The sequence below is a fragment of the Polymorphobacter sp. genome, from assembly GCF_051860865.1.
Lineage (GTDB): Bacteria > Pseudomonadota > Alphaproteobacteria > Sphingomonadales > Sphingomonadaceae > Sandarakinorhabdus.
Genome location: NZ_JBIMKZ010000065.1, coordinates 1 through 18,103 on the forward strand (window position 1 = coordinate 1; position 18,103 = coordinate 18,103).

General features: G+C 66.4%; 22 protein-coding genes and 1 pseudogene. All 23 read left to right on the forward strand.

Annotation, left to right across the window (positions count from 1 at the left end; all coding sequences use genetic code 11):
- Window positions 1–468 (forward strand): annotated as a pseudogene (locus ACTIFJ_RS11760) (hypothetical protein); the annotation flags it as partial.
- A 157-nt stretch (window positions 469–625) separates the two neighbouring features.
- A complete protein-coding gene (locus ACTIFJ_RS11765; RefSeq protein WP_439534300.1) occupies window positions 626–1,741 on the forward strand; it encodes a right-handed parallel beta-helix repeat-containing protein in 1,116 nt (371 codons plus the stop codon).
- A gap of 373 nt (window positions 1,742–2,114) precedes the next feature.
- A complete protein-coding gene (locus ACTIFJ_RS11770; protein WP_439534301.1) occupies window positions 2,115–3,137 on the forward strand; it encodes a PEPxxWA-CTERM sorting domain-containing protein in 1,023 nt (340 codons plus the stop codon).
- Window positions 3,138–3,587: 450 nt separating this feature from the next.
- On the forward strand, window positions 3,588–4,157 hold the full coding sequence (locus tag ACTIFJ_RS11775) for a hypothetical protein (RefSeq protein WP_439534302.1): 570 nt from the start codon (window positions 3,588–3,590) through the stop codon (window positions 4,155–4,157).
- Between the two features lie 90 nt (window positions 4,158–4,247).
- Window positions 4,248–4,565 (forward strand): TraR/DksA family transcriptional regulator, encoded by a 318-nt coding sequence (locus ACTIFJ_RS11780; protein ID WP_439534303.1) that lies wholly within the window; start codon window positions 4,248–4,250, stop codon window positions 4,563–4,565.
- 21 nt (window positions 4,566–4,586) lie between these two features.
- The gene (gene pdxH / locus ACTIFJ_RS11785; RefSeq protein WP_439534304.1) at window positions 4,587–5,159 is read left to right on the forward strand and encodes a pyridoxamine 5'-phosphate oxidase; all 573 of its coding nucleotides are present in this window, start codon (window positions 4,587–4,589) and stop codon (window positions 5,157–5,159) included.
- Window positions 5,156–5,851, forward strand: coding sequence for a PhzF family phenazine biosynthesis protein (locus ACTIFJ_RS11790; protein WP_439534305.1), 696 nt, complete (start codon window positions 5,156–5,158; stop codon window positions 5,849–5,851). The genes pdxH and ACTIFJ_RS11790 overlap by 4 nt, the downstream gene beginning before the upstream one ends.
- Window positions 5,852–5,860: 9 nt before the next feature.
- A complete protein-coding gene (gene dapF, locus ACTIFJ_RS11795; protein WP_439534306.1) occupies window positions 5,861–6,676 on the forward strand; it encodes a diaminopimelate epimerase in 816 nt (271 codons plus the stop codon).
- Entirely contained in the window at window positions 6,673–7,593 is a 921-nt protein-coding gene (ftsY, locus tag ACTIFJ_RS11800; protein WP_439534307.1) for a signal recognition particle-docking protein FtsY, read from the forward strand. Before dapF ends, ftsY begins: the two co-directional genes overlap by 4 nt.
- A 120-nt stretch (window positions 7,594–7,713) precedes the next feature.
- On the forward strand, window positions 7,714–9,138 hold the full coding sequence (ffh, locus tag ACTIFJ_RS11805) for a signal recognition particle protein (protein WP_439534308.1): 1,425 nt from the start codon (window positions 7,714–7,716) through the stop codon (window positions 9,136–9,138).
- A gap of 24 nt (window positions 9,139–9,162) precedes the next feature.
- Window positions 9,163–9,720 (forward strand): 30S ribosomal protein S16, encoded by a 558-nt coding sequence (rpsP, locus tag ACTIFJ_RS11810; RefSeq protein WP_439534309.1) that lies wholly within the window; start codon window positions 9,163–9,165, stop codon window positions 9,718–9,720.
- A 6-nt stretch (window positions 9,721–9,726) separates the two neighbouring features.
- The gene (gene rimM, locus ACTIFJ_RS11815; protein ID WP_439534310.1) at window positions 9,727–10,221 is read left to right on the forward strand and encodes a ribosome maturation factor RimM; all 495 of its coding nucleotides are present in this window, start codon (window positions 9,727–9,729) and stop codon (window positions 10,219–10,221) included.
- On the forward strand, window positions 10,221–10,967 hold the full coding sequence (gene trmD, locus ACTIFJ_RS11820) for a tRNA (guanosine(37)-N1)-methyltransferase TrmD (RefSeq protein ID WP_439534311.1): 747 nt from the start codon (window positions 10,221–10,223) through the stop codon (window positions 10,965–10,967). Before rimM ends, trmD begins: the two co-directional genes overlap by 1 nt.
- Window position 10,968: 1 nt before the next feature.
- Window positions 10,969–11,331, forward strand: a complete 363-nt coding sequence (gene rplS / locus ACTIFJ_RS11825; RefSeq protein WP_439534312.1) for a 50S ribosomal protein L19 — start codon at window positions 10,969–10,971, stop codon at window positions 11,329–11,331.
- A 78-nt stretch (window positions 11,332–11,409) separates the two neighbouring features.
- Window positions 11,410–11,862, forward strand: a complete 453-nt coding sequence (locus ACTIFJ_RS11830; protein WP_439534313.1) for a YbgC/FadM family acyl-CoA thioesterase — start codon at window positions 11,410–11,412, stop codon at window positions 11,860–11,862.
- Window positions 11,862–12,554, forward strand: a complete 693-nt coding sequence (gene tolQ, locus ACTIFJ_RS11835; RefSeq protein ID WP_439534314.1) for a protein TolQ — start codon at window positions 11,862–11,864, stop codon at window positions 12,552–12,554. Before ACTIFJ_RS11830 ends, tolQ begins: the two co-directional genes overlap by 1 nt.
- Window positions 12,555–12,602: 48 nt before the next feature.
- Entirely contained in the window at window positions 12,603–12,992 is a 390-nt protein-coding gene (locus ACTIFJ_RS11840) for an ExbD/TolR family protein (protein ID WP_439534315.1), read from the forward strand.
- Entirely contained in the window at window positions 12,992–13,825 is an 834-nt protein-coding gene (locus tag ACTIFJ_RS11845) for a hypothetical protein (RefSeq protein ID WP_439534316.1), read from the forward strand. The genes ACTIFJ_RS11840 and ACTIFJ_RS11845 overlap by 1 nt, the downstream gene beginning before the upstream one ends.
- A 17-nt stretch (window positions 13,826–13,842) precedes the next feature.
- Complete coding sequence (gene tolB / locus ACTIFJ_RS11850) at window positions 13,843–15,153, forward strand: Tol-Pal system beta propeller repeat protein TolB (RefSeq protein ID WP_439534317.1); 1,311 nt, start codon at window positions 13,843–13,845, stop codon at window positions 15,151–15,153.
- A gap of 128 nt (window positions 15,154–15,281) precedes the next feature.
- Window positions 15,282–15,788 carry a peptidoglycan-associated lipoprotein Pal gene (gene pal, locus ACTIFJ_RS11855; protein ID WP_439534318.1) on the forward strand — a complete coding sequence of 169 codons (507 nt, stop codon included), beginning with the start codon at window positions 15,282–15,284 and terminating at the stop codon, window positions 15,786–15,788.
- A 76-nt stretch (window positions 15,789–15,864) separates the two neighbouring features.
- Window positions 15,865–16,761 carry a methionyl-tRNA formyltransferase gene (gene fmt / locus ACTIFJ_RS11860; protein WP_439534319.1) on the forward strand — a complete coding sequence of 299 codons (897 nt, stop codon included), beginning with the start codon at window positions 15,865–15,867 and terminating at the stop codon, window positions 16,759–16,761.
- Window positions 16,758–17,492 carry a tRNA pseudouridine(38-40) synthase TruA gene (gene truA, locus ACTIFJ_RS11865; RefSeq protein ID WP_439534320.1) on the forward strand — a complete coding sequence of 245 codons (735 nt, stop codon included), beginning with the start codon at window positions 16,758–16,760 and terminating at the stop codon, window positions 17,490–17,492. The genes fmt and truA overlap by 4 nt, the downstream gene beginning before the upstream one ends.
- A gap of 108 nt (window positions 17,493–17,600) precedes the next feature.
- A complete protein-coding gene (locus tag ACTIFJ_RS11870; RefSeq protein ID WP_439534321.1) occupies window positions 17,601–18,020 on the forward strand; it encodes a VOC family protein in 420 nt (139 codons plus the stop codon).
- The last annotated feature ends 83 nt before the right edge of the window (window positions 18,021–18,103 follow it).

The following is an 18,103-nucleotide window of genomic DNA, read 5'->3' on the forward strand; positions in this document are numbered from 1 at the left end:
GTCGCCGAGGGCGCCATGCAGGGCTTCACCTCGTTCAACCCCGGCGAGTTCTCGGGCCAGTACATCGTCTTCGCCGGCAATCTCGGCATGATCAGCTATCCGCAGGGCATCGCCTGCTATGGCTGCCAGGACAGCCTGTTCATCGACAACACGCTGATCACCATGCCCGGGGCGAAGCACATGGCGATCACCCGGGTCCCGCTCGGCGTCAACAACGTCTTCGAGAACAACCAGACCTTCGATTTCCGCAACGGCACCCTCGCCGACGTCGCCGCCATCGCCCACAAGTTCAGCGACTACAGGCCGGAATTCGCGGCCGGTTCGGAATTCGATTACGCCCTGTTCGCCGACAGCGCCCCGGACCCGGCAATCTGGCTCCAGCTGATCGCCGGCTTCGGCCTGGTCGGCGCCATGGCCCGGCACCGCCGCCATCGCGCCGCGACCGCCGAACGGGTCATCTTCGGCTAATCGCGAAAATCGACCGATCCAGACGGCCGGGGCCTGTCGCCCCGGCCGTTTCGCGTTATCGATTCCGTCGATTTCCCGAAATCACCGACAGCGGCTTTCAAGGCCCTCACCAGTAAACGGAGTGCGTACCATGTCCCGATCAACAGCCCGTCGCCGCATGATCATCCTTCTCATGTCGTTGACCGGACATGCCTCCGCATCCGCCGCCACCTATCAGGCCACCCAGGATGATTTCACATCGGTGTTCGCCCAGCTCGTCGCCGGCGACACGCTCGCCCTGCAAGGAACGTTCGACAACCTCATCGGCATCAAGGACAGCCACTACGCCACCGCCATTACCATCGATGCCAGCGCCGCCACTATCACCCAGGGCCTGCAGCTGACCGCATCGAGCGGTATCAACATCACCGGCGGCGACTGGCGCCATGATCCCGCCCGCGTCCAGTCGGTGACCGTCCGGGACAGCCAGAACATCAGCATCGCCAACACCAGCTTCACCGGCCCCACCGAGGATTCCACCGGCCGCGCCATCTGGGTCACCGGCTCTTCGAACATCACCATCCGCGACAACAGCTTCGACCGGATCCACACCTCCGTCGCCATCGGCAACACCACGGACTCGCTGGTCACCCGCAACCGCATCGTCAGCGCCGCCTCGGACGGCATCAACATCGCCAATTCCCACCGCGTCCTCGTCAGCGACAATCACTGCGGCGCCCCCGCCATGGCCGCCGGCGCCCACCCCGATTGTATCCAGCTCTGGGGCAGCACGCAGGCCCCACAGAGCGACATCGTCCTGCTCAACAACGTCGCCGACGGCGCCATGCAGGGCTTCACCTCGTTCAACCCCGGCGAGCTGTCGGGGCAGAACATCGTTTTCGCCGGCAACCTCGGGACGCTATCCTACCCACAGGGCATCGCCTGCTACGGCTGCAAGGACAGCCTGTTCCTCGACAACACGATCATCGCCCTGCCGGGCGCCCAACACAGCTCGCTCGTCCGCGTCCCCGGCGGCGTCAACAACATCTTCGAGAACAACCAGGTGCTGGATTTCCGCACCGGCACCCTCGCCGATGTCATCGCCGTCACCCATCAGTTCAGCAGCTACCAGCCGGACTTCCGCGCCGGCTCGGAACTCGATTTCCCCGCGGCCGTCGACAGCGCCCCGGACCCGGCGGTCTGGCTCCAGCTGCTGGCCGGCTTCGGCCTGATCGGCGCCATGGCCCGCCGCCGTCAGAAACCCGCCACGACCGAACATATCATTTTCCAATAATAGAAATAACAGCAGAGAAAAGACGGCCGTGACCCTTGTCCCGGCCGTTTTTTACTGTCCTGGACTGAATATTGTTTTGCAGCCCCTGCCTTCAACGTGAAGATAACTCACGCATTTTTTAATAAATGCTATACCTACAGTATCGATACTGTATTTTTCTAATAATATTAAGCCCATTTAGTTCTCATTCGATCTGTATCGAATACTACGGTCAATAGGTCGTAGCAGTGAGAGTGAGGACAAAATGTACATCTTCTCTAAGAAGAACTACGTTATTATTACCGTATTGTCGTCAATTATCCATTGTTCCGCATCGGCATCCACGACCTATTATTCGAACCAGGACAATTTCAGTGCTACATTTTCAAAGCTCGTGGCAGGCGACACGCTCAAGTTGCAGGGTCAGTTCGATAAACTGATCGGCATCAAGAACAGCAACTATGCTTCGGCCGTCACCATCGATGCCAGCGCCGCCACCATTAGCAGCGGCATGCAACTGACCGCGTCGAGCGGGATCAACATCACCGGCGGCGCCTGGCAACATGCGCCCGGCCGCATCCAGTCGGTGACGATCCGCGACAGCAGCAACATCTCCTTCGCCAACACCAGCTTCACCGGCCCGGCCACCAATTCCACCGGCCGCGCCATCTGGGTCACCGGCTCGTCGAATGTCACCGTCCGCGACAACAGCTTCGACAAGATCCACACGGCGGTCATCTTCGGCAACAGCTCGAACTCGCTGGTCACCCGCAACAAGGTCACCAACATGGGCTCGGACGGGATCAACGTTGCCAATTCGCACCGGATCCTGATCAGCAACAATCATTGCGGCGGCCCGGCCATGGCCCCCGGCGCCCATCCGGACTGTATCCAGCTCTGGGGCGACGCGACAAAGCCGGTGCAGAGCGACATCGTCCTGCTCAACAATGTCGCCGAAGGCGCCATGCAGGGCTTCACCTCGTTCAACCCCGGCGAATTCTCCGGCCAGAACATCGTTTTCGCCGGCAATCTCGGCGCCCTGTCCTATCCGCAGGGCATTTCCTGCTACGGCTGCAGGGACAGCCTGTTCCTCGACAACACGCTGATCACCCTGCCCGGCGCCAACCATATGGCGATCGTCCGTGTGCCGCTGGGCGTCGACAACATCTATGAAAACAACCAGACCTTCGATTTCCGCAACGGCACCCTCGCCGACGTCGCCGGCGTCGCCCACAAGTTCAGCAGCTACCAGCCGACCTTTCAGTCCGGTTCTACCTTCGATCTCGCCACCGTCACCGGCGAAGTCCCCGAGCCCGCCACCTGGCTCCAGCTGATCGCCGGCTTCGGCCTCATCGGCTATTTCGCCCGCCGCCGCCGCTACAAGAACGCCGCCACCCAGCTACAAGTGTTCGGCTGAACCCCCGTCCACCCATCGCCCGGGGCACCCCTCGCCCCGGGCCCCCCACCTCGCCGCCCCGACCTCGACCTCCCCCGTCGCCCGGGGCTCGACCTCCCCGTCTCCCCGGGCCCGACCCGGGGCCTAAGCACCATCCGTCAAGCCGCCCCCTCCAAACCAACCAACCCGCCCCAGCCCATCCCGTCGCCCCGGGCTCGACCCAGGGCCCAAGCACCAACTGCCAAACCGCCCCCTCCAAACCAACCAACCCGCCCCAGCCCATCCCCGCGCCCCCGGCGGGGCCCCGGGCCGAGGCCCCCCCCCCCCCCCGCCCCCCCCCCCCCCCCCCGCCCCGGGCTCGACCCGGGGCCTAAGCACCACCCGGCCCGCCACCCCACCGCCCCCGCCACACCGAAATCCACCCCACCCCCACCCCTTCCCTACAAACACCAAATGGGTTAAACAAAACCCATGAACGAACCATTTGATCCCGTCCCCGTCCGCGCCCGCCACGATGGCTGGACCCCCGCCCGCCAGCATGAGTTCATCATGCGCCTCGCCGACACCGGCTCGGTCACCGAAGCCGCCGAGGCCGTCGGCATGACCGTCCAGACCGCCTACCGCCTCCGCCGCCACCCGGACGCCACCCAGTTCCGCGAAGCCTGGGACCGCGCCGTCGAACAGGCCGGCGCCCAGCTCGAACAGGCCGCCCTCGCCCGCGCCCTCCACGGCGAGCGGGAAAGCCGCTTCCAGCACGGCCTCGAGGTCGAGGCCCGCGTCCGCCCCTGCTCGGACCGGCTGCTGATCTACATGCTCGAACGCCACGAGCGCCAACGTCACCTGCGCGCCTGGTCGGCCCGCCGCAGCTTCCCAACCGCCCCCGATTTCGAGACCGCCGAGCTGACCGGCCTCGCCATGCAGGCCGAGGCGCTGCCCGATGCCCCCGGCCTCGAAGGCGAGGAGCTGCTGCCCACCGATTTCGCCGCGCGCCACCACGCCCCGCGCCAGATAACCCCTTCGGAAACCACGCCGCCGGACTAACCTTTCTAACCTTCCGCCCCCACCGGGCGCGCAAAAAACAGACAAAAGCTGCCGAAAAGCGTATCGATATGGCCCAAAAGGAGTCCGAAAATGACCGATACCAAGGCCGTCGCCGCCCGTTTGACCGCCCGGCTCGACGAACTCACCGCCGAAATCGCCCGTCTCGATGGCGAAACCACCCAGCCGCTGTCGCCCAAGTTCAGCGATCAGGCCAATGACCTCGAAGATCTGGCCACCAACGAATCCCTCGAAGCCCGTCATAAGGCCGAGGTCGAGCAGATCCGCGCCGCCCTCCACCGCATCGAGGACGGCCGCTACGGCGTCTGCGACAATTGCGGGGCCGACATCGCCCCGGCCCGGCTCGAGGCGCTACCCGGTGCCACACGCTGCATCAATTGCGCCGCCTGAACGCACACGGTATCGGGGGGCATGGAAACCCCCTTCCCCCAGTTCGCCTCATGGTTCGCCACCGCCGCCGAGACCGAGATCAATGATCCCAACGCCGTCTCGCTGGCCACGGCCACCGCTGATGGCCGGCCCTCGGTCCGCGTCGTCCTGCTGAAGAGCTGGGACGAGCAGGGTTTCGTCGTCTACACCAATCTGGAAAGCCGCAAGAGCCGGGAAATAAAGGAAAATCCCCACGCGCAGCTGAATTTCCACTGGAAGTCGCAGCGCCGCCAGATCCGCATCACCGGCAGCGTCGAGCAGGTCTCGGACCAGGAGGCGGACAGCTATTTCGCCACCCGCCCCCGCCTCAGCCAGGCCGGCGCCTGGGCCAGCCTCCAGTCGCAGCCGATGCCCGACCGCGCGACCTTCGAGGCCCGCCTCGCCGACATCATGCGCCGCTATCCCGCTGGAATCCCTCGCCCTCCCCATTGGTCGGGCTGGCGGATCGTGCCGACCGAAATCGAATTCTGGCAGGACCGCGACGGCCGCCTTCACGAACGCACGCTGTTCACCCGCACCGATACGGGCTGGACGGTCGGCATGCTCTACCCATGAGCCTGCCCTATCGCCTGATCCACGCCTTCATCACCCCCGGCCAGCCGCTCAGCGGCAACCCCGCCGCCGTCCTGCTCGGCACCCCGGACGACCCGCAAGCCCTTGCAAAAGCATTGCAATTGTCCGCCCTCGCGATCGTCACCCCGGCCCCAAACGGCGCCTTCGGCCTGCACTGGTTCAGCCCAAGCGCCGAAATCATGCTCTGCGGCCATGGCACAATGGCCGCCGCCCATATGCTGCTCGACGCCGCACCGGACCTCGATCTCGTCCACTTCCACACCCGTCATGCCGGCCCGCTGATCGTCAGCCGCGCCCCGCACGATACGCTCGAACTGGCGCTGCCGGCCCTCCAGCCAAAGCCGGGCTATGACCTGATCGAACTGGAAAACGAAGCCGAAATAAGGGCTTACATACCCGCCAATCTCGACCCCACCGTCCAGACCATCATCACCGCGCCCGGCATCGATACCGACATCGTCAGCCGCGTCTTCGTCGAAGGCCGCGAGGATGCTGTCACCGGCTCGGCCCATGCCCTGCTCGCCCCCTGGTGGGCAAAGCGGCTGGGCAAGACCAGCCTGACCGCCCGGCAGGCCAGCCCGCAGACCGGCTATCTCGGCCTGCGCGTCGCCGGGGACCGGGTGCTGCTGACCGGGCGCTGCCACACGCTTGTCGCGGGGCAGTTGACGGCTTAAGCCGGGCCCATGTCGCTTCGTCCGTTCCTCAAGATGCATGGCCTCGGCAATGACTTCCTGCTGTTCGATGCCCGCACCGAGCCGCTTTCGCTGACCGCGCAGCAGGTCCGCGCGCTCGGCGACCGGCGCACCGGAATCGGCTTCGACCAGATGATCGTCCTCGAACCCTCCGACACCGCAAGTGTCAGAGTTCGCTTCTTTAATTGCGACGGCAGCGAGGCCGGCGCCTGCGGCAACGGCAGCCGCGCCGTGGCAGCCCACCTCGGCGGCCAGCTCAGCATGGAGACCGAGGGCGGGCTGCTCAGCGCCAGCGCCACCGCCGGCCATGCCGAGGTGGACATGGGCGCACCGCGCTTCGACTGGGCCGAAGTACCATTGGCCTATGCGATGGACACCGCCCATCTGCCGCTGGCCTGGGACGAGCTGACCGACCCCTCGGCGGTCAGCGTCGGCAACCCGCATATCGTCTTCGAAGTCGCCGATGCCGCCGCCATCCCCCTGGAATCACTCGGCCCGCGTATCGAGACCGACCCGATCTTCCCGCAGGCGATCAACGTCGGCGTGGCGCAGGTCGAGAGCCCGACGGCGATCACGCTGCGCGTCTGGGAGCGCGGCGCCGGCCTGACCCGCGCCTGCGGCACCGGCGCCGTCGCCGCCGTCGCCGCCCTGCAACGACGCGGCCGGCTGAGCACGGCGATGCCGATCCGCGTCGCCATGCCCGGCGGCACACTCACCGTCCGCCGCGATGCCTCGGGCCATCTGCATCTCGCCGGGCCGGCGGTGGTCGCCTATCGCGGCGAAGTCGATCTGGAGGCGTATCGATGAGCTGGCTGGATCGCCTGAAGACCGGGCTGTCACGCAGTTCGACCAAGCTTGCCGACAATCTCGCCGGGCTGGCCAGCGGCACCGCGCCGCTCGACGAGGAGCGGCTCGATGCGATCGAGGAGGCGCTGATCACCGCCGACCTGGGGCCGGCAGTGGCGGCGCGGATTCGCGACAAGCTGGCCGGTCCGCGCTTCGCCCGCGGCATCGACGAGGCCGGGCTGAAGGCCGCAGTATCCGAGGATATTGCCGATATTCTAGCGCCTTACATGAAGCCGCTGGCGGTGACGGCGTTTCCGCGCCCGCATGTCATCCTCGTCGTCGGCGTCAACGGCGTCGGCAAGACGACGACCATCGCCAAGCTGGCACGGCGGCTGACCGAGCAGGACTACAGCGTCATGCTGGCCGCCGGGGACACGTTCCGCGCCGCCGCCATCGCCCAGTTGCAGATCTGGGCGGACCGGGTCGGGGTGCCGCTGGTCAGCGGCGAGCAGGGCGCCGATGCCGCCGGCCTGACCTATCAGGCGCTGGAAAAGGCGCAGGCCGCCGGTACCGATGTGCTGATCATCGACACCGCCGGCCGCCTCCAGAACAAGGCCGGGCTGATGGACGAACTGGCCAAGATCCGCCGCGTCCTCCAGAAGCGCAGCCCGGCCTCGCCGCATGATACCTTGCTGGTTCTCGATGCCACCACCGGCCAGAATGCGCTGAGCCAGATCGAGGTGTTCAAGGACGTGGCCAGGGTGACCGGGCTGGTGATTACCAAGCTCGACGGCTCGGCGCGCGGCGGCGTGATCGTCGCGGCGGCCGAGCGCTTCCACCTGCCGATCCATGCCATCGGCATCGGCGAGGGCATGGACGACCTCCGCCCCTTCGATGCGCGGGACTTTGCCCGCGCCATTACCGGCGAGGCTTCTTGACCCCGTAAGGGCGAACGCCTAAGGGCAATTCACCCAGCAATGGGAAATGGCGCGTCCACGGATGCACGCCGGCCGACGAGGGTTCGTCCGCCGGCGTAAAATCCGTTTGGAGGAAGTGATTTGTTCGACAGTCTTGCAGACCGTCTTGGTTCCGTCTTCGAGAAGCTCCGCGGCCGCGGCGCGCTGACCGAACTCGACGTGCGCGCGGCGATGCGCGAGGTGCGGATCGCCCTGCTCGAGGCCGATGTGGCGCTGCCCGTCGTCAAGGATTTCGTCGAGCAGGTGACGGCGCGCGCCATCGGCGCCGAGGTGATCCGCTCGGTGACCCCGGGCCAGCAGGTCGTCAAGATCGTCAATGACTGCCTGGTCGAGCTGCTCGGCAGCGAGAGCGCCGGGCTCAATATTCCCGCCACCCCGCCGGCCGTACTGATGATGGTCGGCCTGCAAGGCTCGGGCAAGACCACCAGCACCGCCAAGCTGGCCAAATATCTGACCCAGCGCGAGGGCAAGAAGGTGCTGATGGCGTCGCTCGACGTCGCCCGTCCGGCCGCGCAGGAGCAGCTGCGGGTGCTCGGCGAGCAGACCGGCGTTGCCACGCTGCCGATCGTCGCCGGCCAGACCCCGGTCGCCATTGCCGAGCGTGCGCGCCAGTCGGCGAAGCTGCAGGGCTATGACGTGGTGATGCTCGACACCGCCGGCCGCCTGTCAGTGGACGAAGCGCTGATGGCCGAGATGGCCGAAATTGCCGGCGCGACCAAGCCGCACGAAATTCTGCTCGTCGTCGATGCCCTGACCGGGCAGGACGCGCTGGCGACCGCCACGGCGTTCAAGGGCCGGGTGTCGCTGACCGGCGTGATCCTGACCCGGATGGACGGCGATGCGCGCGGCGGGGCGGCGCTGTCGATGCGCGCCGTCACCGGCCAGCCGATCAAATTTGCCGGCACGGGCGAGAAGATCGATGCGCTCGAAGCGTTCGATCCGCAGCGGGTGGCCGGGCGTATCCTCGGCATGGGCGACATCGTCGGGCTGGTCGAACGCGCCGCCGCCAATGTCGAGCAGGAAGATGCCGAGCGGATGGCGGCGAAGCTGGCCAAGGGCCAGTTCGACCTCGACGATTTGCGTGCCCAGCTGCGCCAGATGAAGGCGATGGGCGGGCTCGGGGCGCTGGCCTCGATGATGCCCGGCATTTCCCAGGCCAAGCAGGCGATGGCCGGCAATGGCATGGACGAGAAACTGCTCGGCCGGATGGAAGCGGTGATCAGCTCGATGACCCCCAAGGAGCGGTCCAAGCCCGAGATCATCACCGCGAAGCGCAAGATCCGCATCGCCAAGGGCTCCGGCACCACGGTGATGGAAGTCAACCGCGTGCTGAAGATGCAGATGGAAATGGCCAATGCCATGAAGAAGCTGCGCAAGATGGGCGGCATGAAGGCAATGGCCGGGATGCTCGGCCGGATGGGCAATTCGCCCGGCGGCATTGCCGGCGGCATCGCCGGGATGCTCGGCGGCGGTGGCGGTGCGTTCAACAAGTTCAACAAACGATAGAAGTTCGACAAGGAAGGTATTGAAATGTCACTGGCAATTCGCCTCGCACGCGGCGGCATGAAGAAGCGTCCCTATTACCGCATCGTGGTGACGGACAGCCGCAACACCCGCGACGGCAAGTTCATCGAGAAGATCGGCACCTATAATCCGCTGCTGCCGAAGGATTCGACCGACCGCGTCAAGCTCGACGGTGAGCGCGCCGCGCACTGGCTGAGCGTCGGCGCCCAGCCCTCCGACCGCGTGGCCCGTTTCCTCGACGCCGCCGGTGTCCGCACCCGCGAAGCGAAGAACAACCCGAAGAAGGGCGAGCCCGGCGCCAAGGCCAAGGAGCGGCTCGAACTGGCCGCCCAGAAGGCCACGGAAGCGGCGGAAGCCGCCGAGGCCGCCAAGGCCGCTGAAGCCGAAGCCGCCGAGGCGGCTGCCGCTGCGGCTGCCGAAGCCGCTGCTGCGCCGGCCGAAGAGCCGGCTGCTGAAGAGGCCCCCGCTGAAGAGGCCCCCGCTGAAGAAGCCGTTGCTGAGGAAGCTCCGGCCGAAGAGGCCGCTGCCGAAGAAGCGCCTGCCGAAGCGAAGCCCGAGGCCTGATAGAAGATGTCGGCTGACCAGACAGCCGATATCACGCTTGCCGCCGTCGCCGGTGCCCATGGCATCGGCGGCGCGGTGCGTCTGAAGATCTTCGCGCAAGGCCTTGAAAGCCTTCAGGCGCATCGAAATTTCAGTGCCGGCGGCAAGGCGCTGACGCTGACCGAGCTGCGCCCCGACAAGATCGGCGCGGTGGCGCGCTTTGCCGAGATCCATGACCGCAACCAGGCCGAGGCGCTGCGCGGCACGCTGCTGACCATCCCGCGCGAGGCGCTGCCGCCGCTCGAGGACGGCGAATATTATCATGCCGATATCATCGGCCGGCCGGTCGAAGGACCGGATGGCGCAGTGCTGGGCACGGTGCTGAAGATCGAGAATTACGGCGCCGGCGATATTCTGGAACTGACGCTGGCGGACGGCAGGACGACGATGGTGCCGTTCCGGGCGCCGGCCGTCAGCGAGACCGAAGGACGGCTGGTCGTCGATCCGCTCTGGCTGGCCTGATGGCCGCGCCGGCGCGGCCCTGGCAGGCGACCGTCCTGACGCTCTATCCCGAGATGTTTCCGGGGCCGCTCGGCGCGGCAATCGCCGGGCGGGCGCTGGCCGAGGGCCGCTGGGCCTGCCGGACCGTCAATATCCGCGACCATGCCACCGACCGCCACCGGTCGGTCGATGACACGCCGGCCGGCGGCGGGCCGGGGATGGTGCTGCGCGCCGATGTGGTGGCCGCCGCACTTGATGCGGCTGCTGACGACACGCCGGTGCTGGCGCTGACGCCGCGCGGGGCGCCGCTCGACCAGCCGCGGGTGCGGGCGCTGGCGGCGGGGCCGGGGGTGACCTTGCTGTGCGGGCGGTTCGAGGGGTTCGACGAGCGGCTGTTCGCGCGCCGGGCGATCGAGGAGGTCAGCATCGGCGACTATATATTGTCGGGCGGCGAGGTGGCGGCGATGGTGCTGCTCGATGCTTGCGTCCGGCTGCTGCCCGGTGTAATGGGCGCGGCCCAAAGCGGCGATGACGAGAGCTTCGAAAGCGGTCTCCTCGAACATCCGCATTATACGAGGCCTGCCCTTTGGGAAGGTCTCGAGATCCCCGAAGTGTTGCGATCGGGGGATCACGCGAAGATCGCCGCCTGGCGATTGGAGCGGTCCAGGGCGGACACACGGCTAAGGCGGCCGGATCTATGGCAGCGTCATCCCGACGCTGCGGATCGGTCGCCCTCTGGCGCGCGATACCAGAAGAAGGAGGAATGAGATGAATCTCATCCAGCAGATCGATGCCGAGCAGATTGCCAAGCTGACCGCCAAGCGCGAGATCCCGCAGTTCCGCGCCGGCGACACGCTGAAGGTCGGCGTCCGCGTCGTCGAGGGCGAGCGGACCCGCGTTCAGAATTACGAGGGCGTCTGCATCGCCCGCTCCAACCGGGGCATCAACAGCAATTTCACCGTCCGCAAGATCAGCTTCGGCGAAGGCGTGGAGCGTGTGTTCCCGCTCTATTCGCCGTCGATCGAGGCGATCGAGGTTGTCCGTCGCGGTGTCGTGCGGCGTGCCAAGCTTTATTATCTGCGCGGCCGCAGCGGCAAGTCCGCGCGTATCGCTGAGATGAAGAAGAAGTAAGGCGGTTGGCGCGGCGGCTGCCCTGGCAGCCGCCGCAAGCCCTTCATTATTTCACATTGTCCCCCTACAAGGGCGACGATGTCCTGCTCCCCTTCCTCCGGAACCCTGGCCGAGGGCCGTCATCGGCTCGCGGCGCGTGTCTATTATGAGGACACCGACGCCAGCGGGATTGCCTATCATGCCAGCTATCTGCGCTGGTTCGAGCGCGGGCGCACCGAAATGTTGCGCCACACCGGCGTGGCGCTGCGCGACGAGGCCGAAGCCGGCACCGGCTATTTTGCCGTTCATGACATGCAGATCATCTGGCATCGACCGGCGCGGCTGGACGATGCGCTGGAAATTCATACGCTTGTCGACCGTGTGCGAGCGGCGGCGGTGGTGATGGGCCAGTCGGTCGTTCATCGGGGTGAAACCTTGTGCACGGCAACGGTGACGGCCGCCCTGCTGTCGATGGACGGTCGCCCCCGGCGGCTGCCCCGGGACTGGACGGCGGCATTTGAAGACCTTGCACATCTGGCGAAGAGTGACTGATGGAACCCGTGATCACCGCTACCGAAATCAGCCCCTGGGCGCTGTTCCTGCAGGCCGATCTGGTCGTCAAGGCGGTGATGTTCGGGTTGCTGGCCGCCTCGATCTGGTCCTGGGGGATCATCTTCAACCGCAGCAAGGTGCTGCGCCATATCAATGGCGAGGCGCAGAAGTTCGAGGACTGGTTCTGGAAGGCCGACTCGCTCGACAGCCTTTATGACCCGGCGACCAAGGCCAGCCACCCCTCGGCGCGGCTGTTCGTGGCCGGGATGAACGAGTGGCGACGGACGCTGTCTCGCCCGCGCTTCGACCGCGAGGGGCTGCGGGTGCGGCTGGCGTCGGTGACGAATGTCACCATCGCCCGCGAGATCGACACGCTGGGCGACAAGCTGAACATCCTGGCGACGATCGGCGCTGTGGCGCCGTTCGTGGGGCTGTTCGGCACGGTGTGGGGCATCATGCGCAGCTTTACCGCCATCGCCGCCTCGCAGAACACCACGCTGGCCGTGGTGGCGCCGGGGATCGCCGAGGCGCTGTTCGCCACCGCCATCGGGCTGTTCGCGGCGATTCCGGCGGTGATCGGCTACAATCGGCTGCTGCACAGCGTCGGGCGGCTGGAGGCGCGGCTTTCGGCCTTTGCCGAGGAATTCCAGGGGCTGCTGGGGCGGCAGCTCGACAGCATGGAGACCCGCTAGCCCATGGCGATGATGTCTCCGGGCGGCAACCGGCGCCGGCGCGCGCCGATGGCCGAGATCAATATCACGCCGATGGTCGATGTGATGCTGGTGCTGCTGATCATCTTCATGGTGACGGCGCCGCTGCTGGTGGCGGGCGTGCCTGTCGATTTGCCGGACAGCAAGGCGCCGTCCTTGCAGACCGATGACAAGCCGATCCAGCTCAGCCTCGATGCGGACGGGCGTATCTTCATCGATACGCTCGAGGTGCCGGCGGACGAGCTGCCGGCCAAGCTGGCGGCGCTGCGCGAGGTCCGCGATGACGAGGCGCGGGTCTATGTGCGGGCCGACCGGGGGCTCGATTATGGCGCGGTCGGCGAGGTTTCGGCGGCCGGGTTCCGGCGCGTGGCGCTGGTTTCCGATGGCGAAGGGGCGCCGCGGTCCCGCAGGGACGGCTGATGGCGCTGGCCGACGCCCGCCTGCTGCCACCGGCCCCGGCGACGCCGCCCGAGGGGCGCGCGGTGCTGCTGGCCGGGGTGGCGCATCTGCTGCTGATCGCGGCGGCGTCTCTGGGTTGGGCCTGGACGAGCAAGCCGCTGGCGACGCCCAACGAGCCGATCCCGGTGGAATTCGTCGATATTGCCGATGTGCCGCGGGTGACGACGCCGCCCGAGCCGTCGATGGAGGCGGCGCCGCAGGAGACGGCGACGCCGGTGCCGGCCGAGCCAGAGCCGGAACCCGAGCCCGAGCCTGAACCGCTGCCCGAGCCGGTGCCGACGCCCGAACCGGCGCCGCCGCCCAAGCCAAAACCCGCGGCCAAGCCGGCGCCCAAGCCCGATCCGAAGCCGCTCGATACCTCGACGCTGAGCAATCTGATCAACAAGGCGCTGCCCAAGGCCAAGGAGAAGCCGCTCGATACCTCGGCGCTGGCGAAATCGATTGCGGCGGCGCAGCCGAAGAATGCGACCGTCGATCCGCGCGCCGCGGCGACGCTGGCGCAGGCGATACGGGCGCAGGTGGCGCCGTGCTGGAACCCGCCGATCGGCGGCGAGGACGTGCGCAAGATGACCGTGCTGATCCATGCCGAATTCGCGCCTGACGGCAGCCTGAGCGCGCAGCCGACCGTGGTCGGGCAGACCGGGGGCAATCGCCAGAATGCCGACTATGCCCGAGCCTTTGCCGAGACGGCGCGGCGCGCGGTGCTGCGCTGCTCGCCCTTGAAACTGCCTGCCAATCTCTACAGCCTGTGGAAATCGGTCGAGATCAACTTCGATCCCGAATCGATGACCTGATGACCGGAGTTCCTTCGATGCGCCTTCTTGCCCTTGCCCTGCTGGTGTCGACCAGCCCCGTTGCCGCCCAGCTGCGCGTCGATATCAACAGCGGGATCAGCCAGCCGCTGCCGGTGGCCATCCCGGATTTTCCGGCGGTGGCCGAGGCGACGACGGCGGCGGGATCGACGACCGAGCTGGGCAAGCGGATGGCCGAGGTGATCAGCAATGATCTGCGCTCGTCGGGGCTGTTCCGGCCGGTGTCCCCGGCGGCGTTCACCACCGTGGTGACCGTGCCCGATGTGACGCGGCCGCGCTACGAGAGCTGGCGGACGGTGGCGGCGCAGGCGCTGGTGACGGGCTCGGTGACGGCCAACCCGGATGGGACGATCCTGCTGGCCTGCTATGCCTATGACGTGTTCGCCGGCGAGGAGCTTACGCGGCAGGGGTTTGTGACGACGGCCGCTGGCTGGCGCCGCGCGGCGCACAAATGCGCCGACCTCGTTTATTCGCGGCTGACCGGCGAGGGCGGCTATTTCGACAGCCGGGTGGTGTATATCTCGGAGACCGGGCCGCGATCGAAGCGGATCAAGCGGCTGGCGGTGATGGACCAGGACGGCGCGGGGCACCGGTTTCTGACCTCGGGGCAGAATCTGGTGCTGACGCCGCGCTTTTCGCCGAGCCAGCAGCAGATCACCTACATGAGCTTCGAGGGCAACAAGCCGCGGATCTGGCTCTATACGCTGGGGACGGCGCGGCAGGAATCGATCGGCCAGTTCCAGGGAATGAGCTTTGCGCCGCGCTTCTCGCCCGATGGGCGGACGTTGGTGTTCTCCATGGCGGTCAATGGCAATACCGACATCTATACGCTCGACATCGGCAGCAAGCGGCTGAGCCGGCTGACGACGCAGCCGGGGATCGAGACCTCGCCGAGCTATTCGCCCGATGGCAGCAAGATCGTGTTCGAAAGCGACCGGGGCGGGACGCAGCAGCTTTATGTAATGAACGCTGATGGCTCGGGGCAGAGCCGGATCAGCTTTGGTGACGGGCGGGCGGCTTCGCCGGTGTGGAGCCCGCGCGGCGACCAGATTGCCTTTACGCGCTTCGGCGCCGGGCGGTTCGGCATTTCACTGATCCGGCCCGATGGCGGCGGCGAGCGGCTGCTGACCAATGGCTATCAGGACGAGGCGGCGACCTGGTCTCCCAATGGCCGGGTGATCATGTTCCAGCGCTCGGGCCGGGGCGGGCCGCCGTCGCTGTGGTCAGTCGATCTTTCGGGGCAGAACGAGCGCAAGCTGCCGACGCCGCTCGATGGGTCGGACCCGGCCTGGTCGCCACTGCTTCCGTGAACTTTCAGCGGGTTGCCTCGTTTATACTTTAAAGTTACACATTTCGTCTCTAGAATTGAACAGTTGAACGTGTAGCGTCACCAACGAAGAAAGGTTCTGATATGCGCCACTCCCGGATTGCCCTGTCGATGGCTGCGGCCTCGGCACTCGCACTGGCCGCTTGCGCCCCCAAGAAGCAGGACCTTCCGCCCCCGCCACCACCGCCCGCCACCAGCGCCCCGGCCCCCGCGCCGACGCCCACGCAGGATGCCGGCGTCAGCAGCACCATCGTGCCGGGCAGCCTCGCCGACTTCATCAACCAGGCCGGCAGCGACCGCGTGCGCTTCGCCTATGACAGCTACGAGATCGACGATACCGCCGGCGGCATCCTCAGCCGCCAGGCTCAGTGGCTGAACCAGTACAACAATGTCCGTATCACCGTGGAAGGCCATGCCGATGAGCGCGGCACGCGCGAATACAACCTTGCGCTGGGCGACCGCCGCGCCACGGCGGTGAAGAACTTCCTCGCCGCGCAGGGCGTCTCCACGGCGCGCATGGGCACCATCTCCTATGGCAAGGAGCGGCCCGAGGCCGATGGCGCCGATGAAGCGGCCTATGCCATCAACCGTCGCGGCGTGACCACGATCGGCAACTGACCGATATCGATCGGGGGCCGCCGGGTGCCGCCCCCGATCATCCTTCGCGCCGCCAAGGCGCCTGAATGGGCCTTTCATGCGCCTTGTCTTCATGGGCACCCCGGCCTTTTCGGTTCCTGCCCTCGACGCCCTTCATGATGACGGCCACGAGATCGTGGCGGTCTATACCCGCGCGCCACAGCCGGCCGGACGCGGCAAGACAGTGCAGAAAAGTGCTGTTCACCAGCGGGCCGAAGCGCTGGGATTGCCGGTGGTTACGCCACGGTCTCTCAAGAATGAACCTGAACAGGCTGAATTTGCATCATTTCGTCCTGACGTTGCTGTAGTAGCTGCCTATGGGCTGTTGTTGCCGGCTACTATCCTGGCGATTCCGCCGCGTGGTTGCCTGAACATCCATGCCTCGCTGCTGCCGCGCTGGCGCGGGGCGGCGCCGATTCAGCGCGCCATTCTCGCCGGCGACAGCCACACCGGCGTGACGATCATGGCGATGGAAGCCGGGCTCGATACCGGGCCAATGCTTATCCATGAAGCGACTGAAATCGGATCGAAAACTGCCGGCGACCTCACCGAGGAACTGAGCTTGATGGGCGCCCGGCTGATGCTGCGGGCGCTCGACGAACAGCCGCCTGCCCTGCCCCAGCCCGAGGCCGGGGTGACGCTGGCGCCGAAGATAAGCAAGGCCGAGGCGCGGCTCGATTTCGCCCTGCCCGCCGACCAGTTGCTGCGCGCCATCCGCGCCTTCAACCCGGCGCCCGGGGCCTTTACCGAGATTGGTGGCGAGCGGCTGAAAATACTTGATGCGGAAGTGGTTGAAGGCGATTCTTCACCCGGTGAGGCAAGTGAGGACCTGACCCTTGGCACCGCCAGCGGCCGGCTGCGCCCGCTGCTCGTCCAGCGCGCCGGCAAGCCGCCGATGACGCCCGAGGCGCTGCTGCGCGGCTGGCGGCTGCCGGACAACGCCCGCGCCCGATGAGCCGCTACCGGCTGACCATTGAATATGACGGCCGTCCGTTCATGGGCTGGCAACGGCAGAACCATGGCCCCTCGGTGCAGGGCGCCATCGAGGACGCCATCGAGCAGATCATCGGCGAACGCTGCACGCTGCACGCCGCCGGGCGGACCGACGCCGGCGTCCATGCCCTCGCCATGGTCGCCCATGTCGATACCAACAGCGGCCTGCCGCCGTTCCGGCTGATGGAAGCGCTCAACGCCCGGCTGCGCCCGCAGCCGATCGGCATCCTCGACGCGAGTATCGCACCGGGCTTCCACGCCCGGTTCGACTGCATCCGCCGCCGCTACCGCTACCATATCGTCAACCGGCGCACCGACCTGACCTGGCAACATGGGCTCGCCTGGCGCGTCACCGTGCCCCTCGACGCCGAGGCCATGCACGACGCCGCCCGCCTCCTCACCGGCTGCCACGACTTCAGCACCTTCCGTTCGACCAAATGCCAGTCCCTGTCGCCGATCAAGACCCTCGACCGGCTCGACGTCATCCGCACCGGCAGCGACATCCATATCCACGCCGAAGCCCGCAGCTTCCTCCACCACCAGGTGCGCTCGATGGTCGGCTGCCTGAAATTCATCGGCACCGGCCAATGGACCGCCGCCGACCTCGAAACCGCCCTGCTCGCCCGCAACCGCGCGGCACTGGCACTGAACGCGCCGCCGGATGGGCTGTGGTTCGTGGGGGCGGATTATTAGGCCGTGCACCCGTGAACGGTGTTGGCCGCCGACGCCCCATCCGAGACAATTCAGCAGCTTGTTGCTATGCGTATGGATGGCGTTTCGTGCGTGGGGTCGCGAATGAGTATGGGTCCCGGTGTAACTGGCTTGAACCACATCACGCTAGCGGTGGCTGATGTGCAGCGAGCCATAGCATTTTATCGGGATGTTCTTGGCTGTGAGGTTCGGGTTGTGTGGGCCGATGGCGCCTACCTTGAGTGCTGCTCCCTCTGGCTCTGCCTTTCACGCGATGATCTTGTGAGAACCTCCCCGCATGCAGACTACACCCATATCGCATTCAGTGTGGATAACGACGGATTTGCCGAGATGAGTGAGCGGATAAAGGCGAACTGCACCGTCTGGAAGGACAACCGAAGCGCAGGAGCTTCGACTTATTTTTTAGACCCAGACGGGCACAAGCTGGAAATCCACGTTGGCAGCATCGAGATAAGGCTAGACCATTATCGCAACGATCCGTCGAAAGGTGTCAGCGTTTTCGGACCGTGACCTTGCGAACGTTTTTGGCAAAGTCGCCATTCCGAAACCCACCCAATCTCGAACATGCCCTTTTGTGAGGGCTATGGTCCAGG

Excerpts from the sequence above, each read along its gene's own strand:
- ACTIFJ_RS11765 (WP_439534300.1), top strand. The coding sequence starts at position 626 with ATGATCATCCTTCTCATGTCGTTGACCGGACATGCCTCCGCATCCGCC.
- ACTIFJ_RS11775 (WP_439534302.1), top strand. The coding sequence starts at position 3,588 with ATGAACGAACCATTTGATCCCGTCCCCGTCCGCGCCCGCCACGATGGC.
- ACTIFJ_RS11780 (WP_439534303.1), top strand. The coding sequence starts at position 4,248 with ATGACCGATACCAAGGCCGTCGCCGCCCGTTTGACCGCCCGGCTCGAC.
- pdxH (WP_439534304.1), top strand. The coding sequence starts at position 4,587 with ATGGAAACCCCCTTCCCCCAGTTCGCCTCATGGTTCGCCACCGCCGCC.
- ACTIFJ_RS11790 (WP_439534305.1), top strand. The coding sequence starts at position 5,156 with ATGAGCCTGCCCTATCGCCTGATCCACGCCTTCATCACCCCCGGCCAG.
- dapF (WP_439534306.1), top strand. The coding sequence starts at position 5,861 with ATGTCGCTTCGTCCGTTCCTCAAGATGCATGGCCTCGGCAATGACTTC.
- ftsY (WP_439534307.1), top strand. The coding sequence starts at position 6,673 with ATGAGCTGGCTGGATCGCCTGAAGACCGGGCTGTCACGCAGTTCGACC.
- rpsP (WP_439534309.1), top strand. The coding sequence starts at position 9,163 with ATGTCACTGGCAATTCGCCTCGCACGCGGCGGCATGAAGAAGCGTCCC.
- rimM (WP_439534310.1), top strand. The coding sequence starts at position 9,727 with ATGTCGGCTGACCAGACAGCCGATATCACGCTTGCCGCCGTCGCCGGT.
- trmD (WP_439534311.1), top strand. The coding sequence starts at position 10,221 with ATGGCCGCGCCGGCGCGGCCCTGGCAGGCGACCGTCCTGACGCTCTAT.
- rplS (WP_439534312.1), top strand. The coding sequence starts at position 10,969 with ATGAATCTCATCCAGCAGATCGATGCCGAGCAGATTGCCAAGCTGACC.
- ACTIFJ_RS11830 (WP_439534313.1), top strand. The coding sequence starts at position 11,410 with ATGTCCTGCTCCCCTTCCTCCGGAACCCTGGCCGAGGGCCGTCATCGG.
- tolQ (WP_439534314.1), top strand. The coding sequence starts at position 11,862 with ATGGAACCCGTGATCACCGCTACCGAAATCAGCCCCTGGGCGCTGTTC.
- ACTIFJ_RS11840 (WP_439534315.1), top strand. The coding sequence starts at position 12,603 with ATGGCCGAGATCAATATCACGCCGATGGTCGATGTGATGCTGGTGCTG.
- ACTIFJ_RS11845 (WP_439534316.1), top strand. The coding sequence starts at position 12,992 with ATGGCGCTGGCCGACGCCCGCCTGCTGCCACCGGCCCCGGCGACGCCG.
- tolB (WP_439534317.1), top strand. The coding sequence starts at position 13,843 with ATGCGCCTTCTTGCCCTTGCCCTGCTGGTGTCGACCAGCCCCGTTGCC.
- pal (WP_439534318.1), top strand. The coding sequence starts at position 15,282 with ATGGCTGCGGCCTCGGCACTCGCACTGGCCGCTTGCGCCCCCAAGAAG.
- fmt (WP_439534319.1), top strand. The coding sequence starts at position 15,865 with ATGCGCCTTGTCTTCATGGGCACCCCGGCCTTTTCGGTTCCTGCCCTC.
- truA (WP_439534320.1), top strand. The coding sequence starts at position 16,758 with ATGAGCCGCTACCGGCTGACCATTGAATATGACGGCCGTCCGTTCATG.
- ACTIFJ_RS11870 (WP_439534321.1), top strand. The coding sequence starts at position 17,601 with ATGGGTCCCGGTGTAACTGGCTTGAACCACATCACGCTAGCGGTGGCT.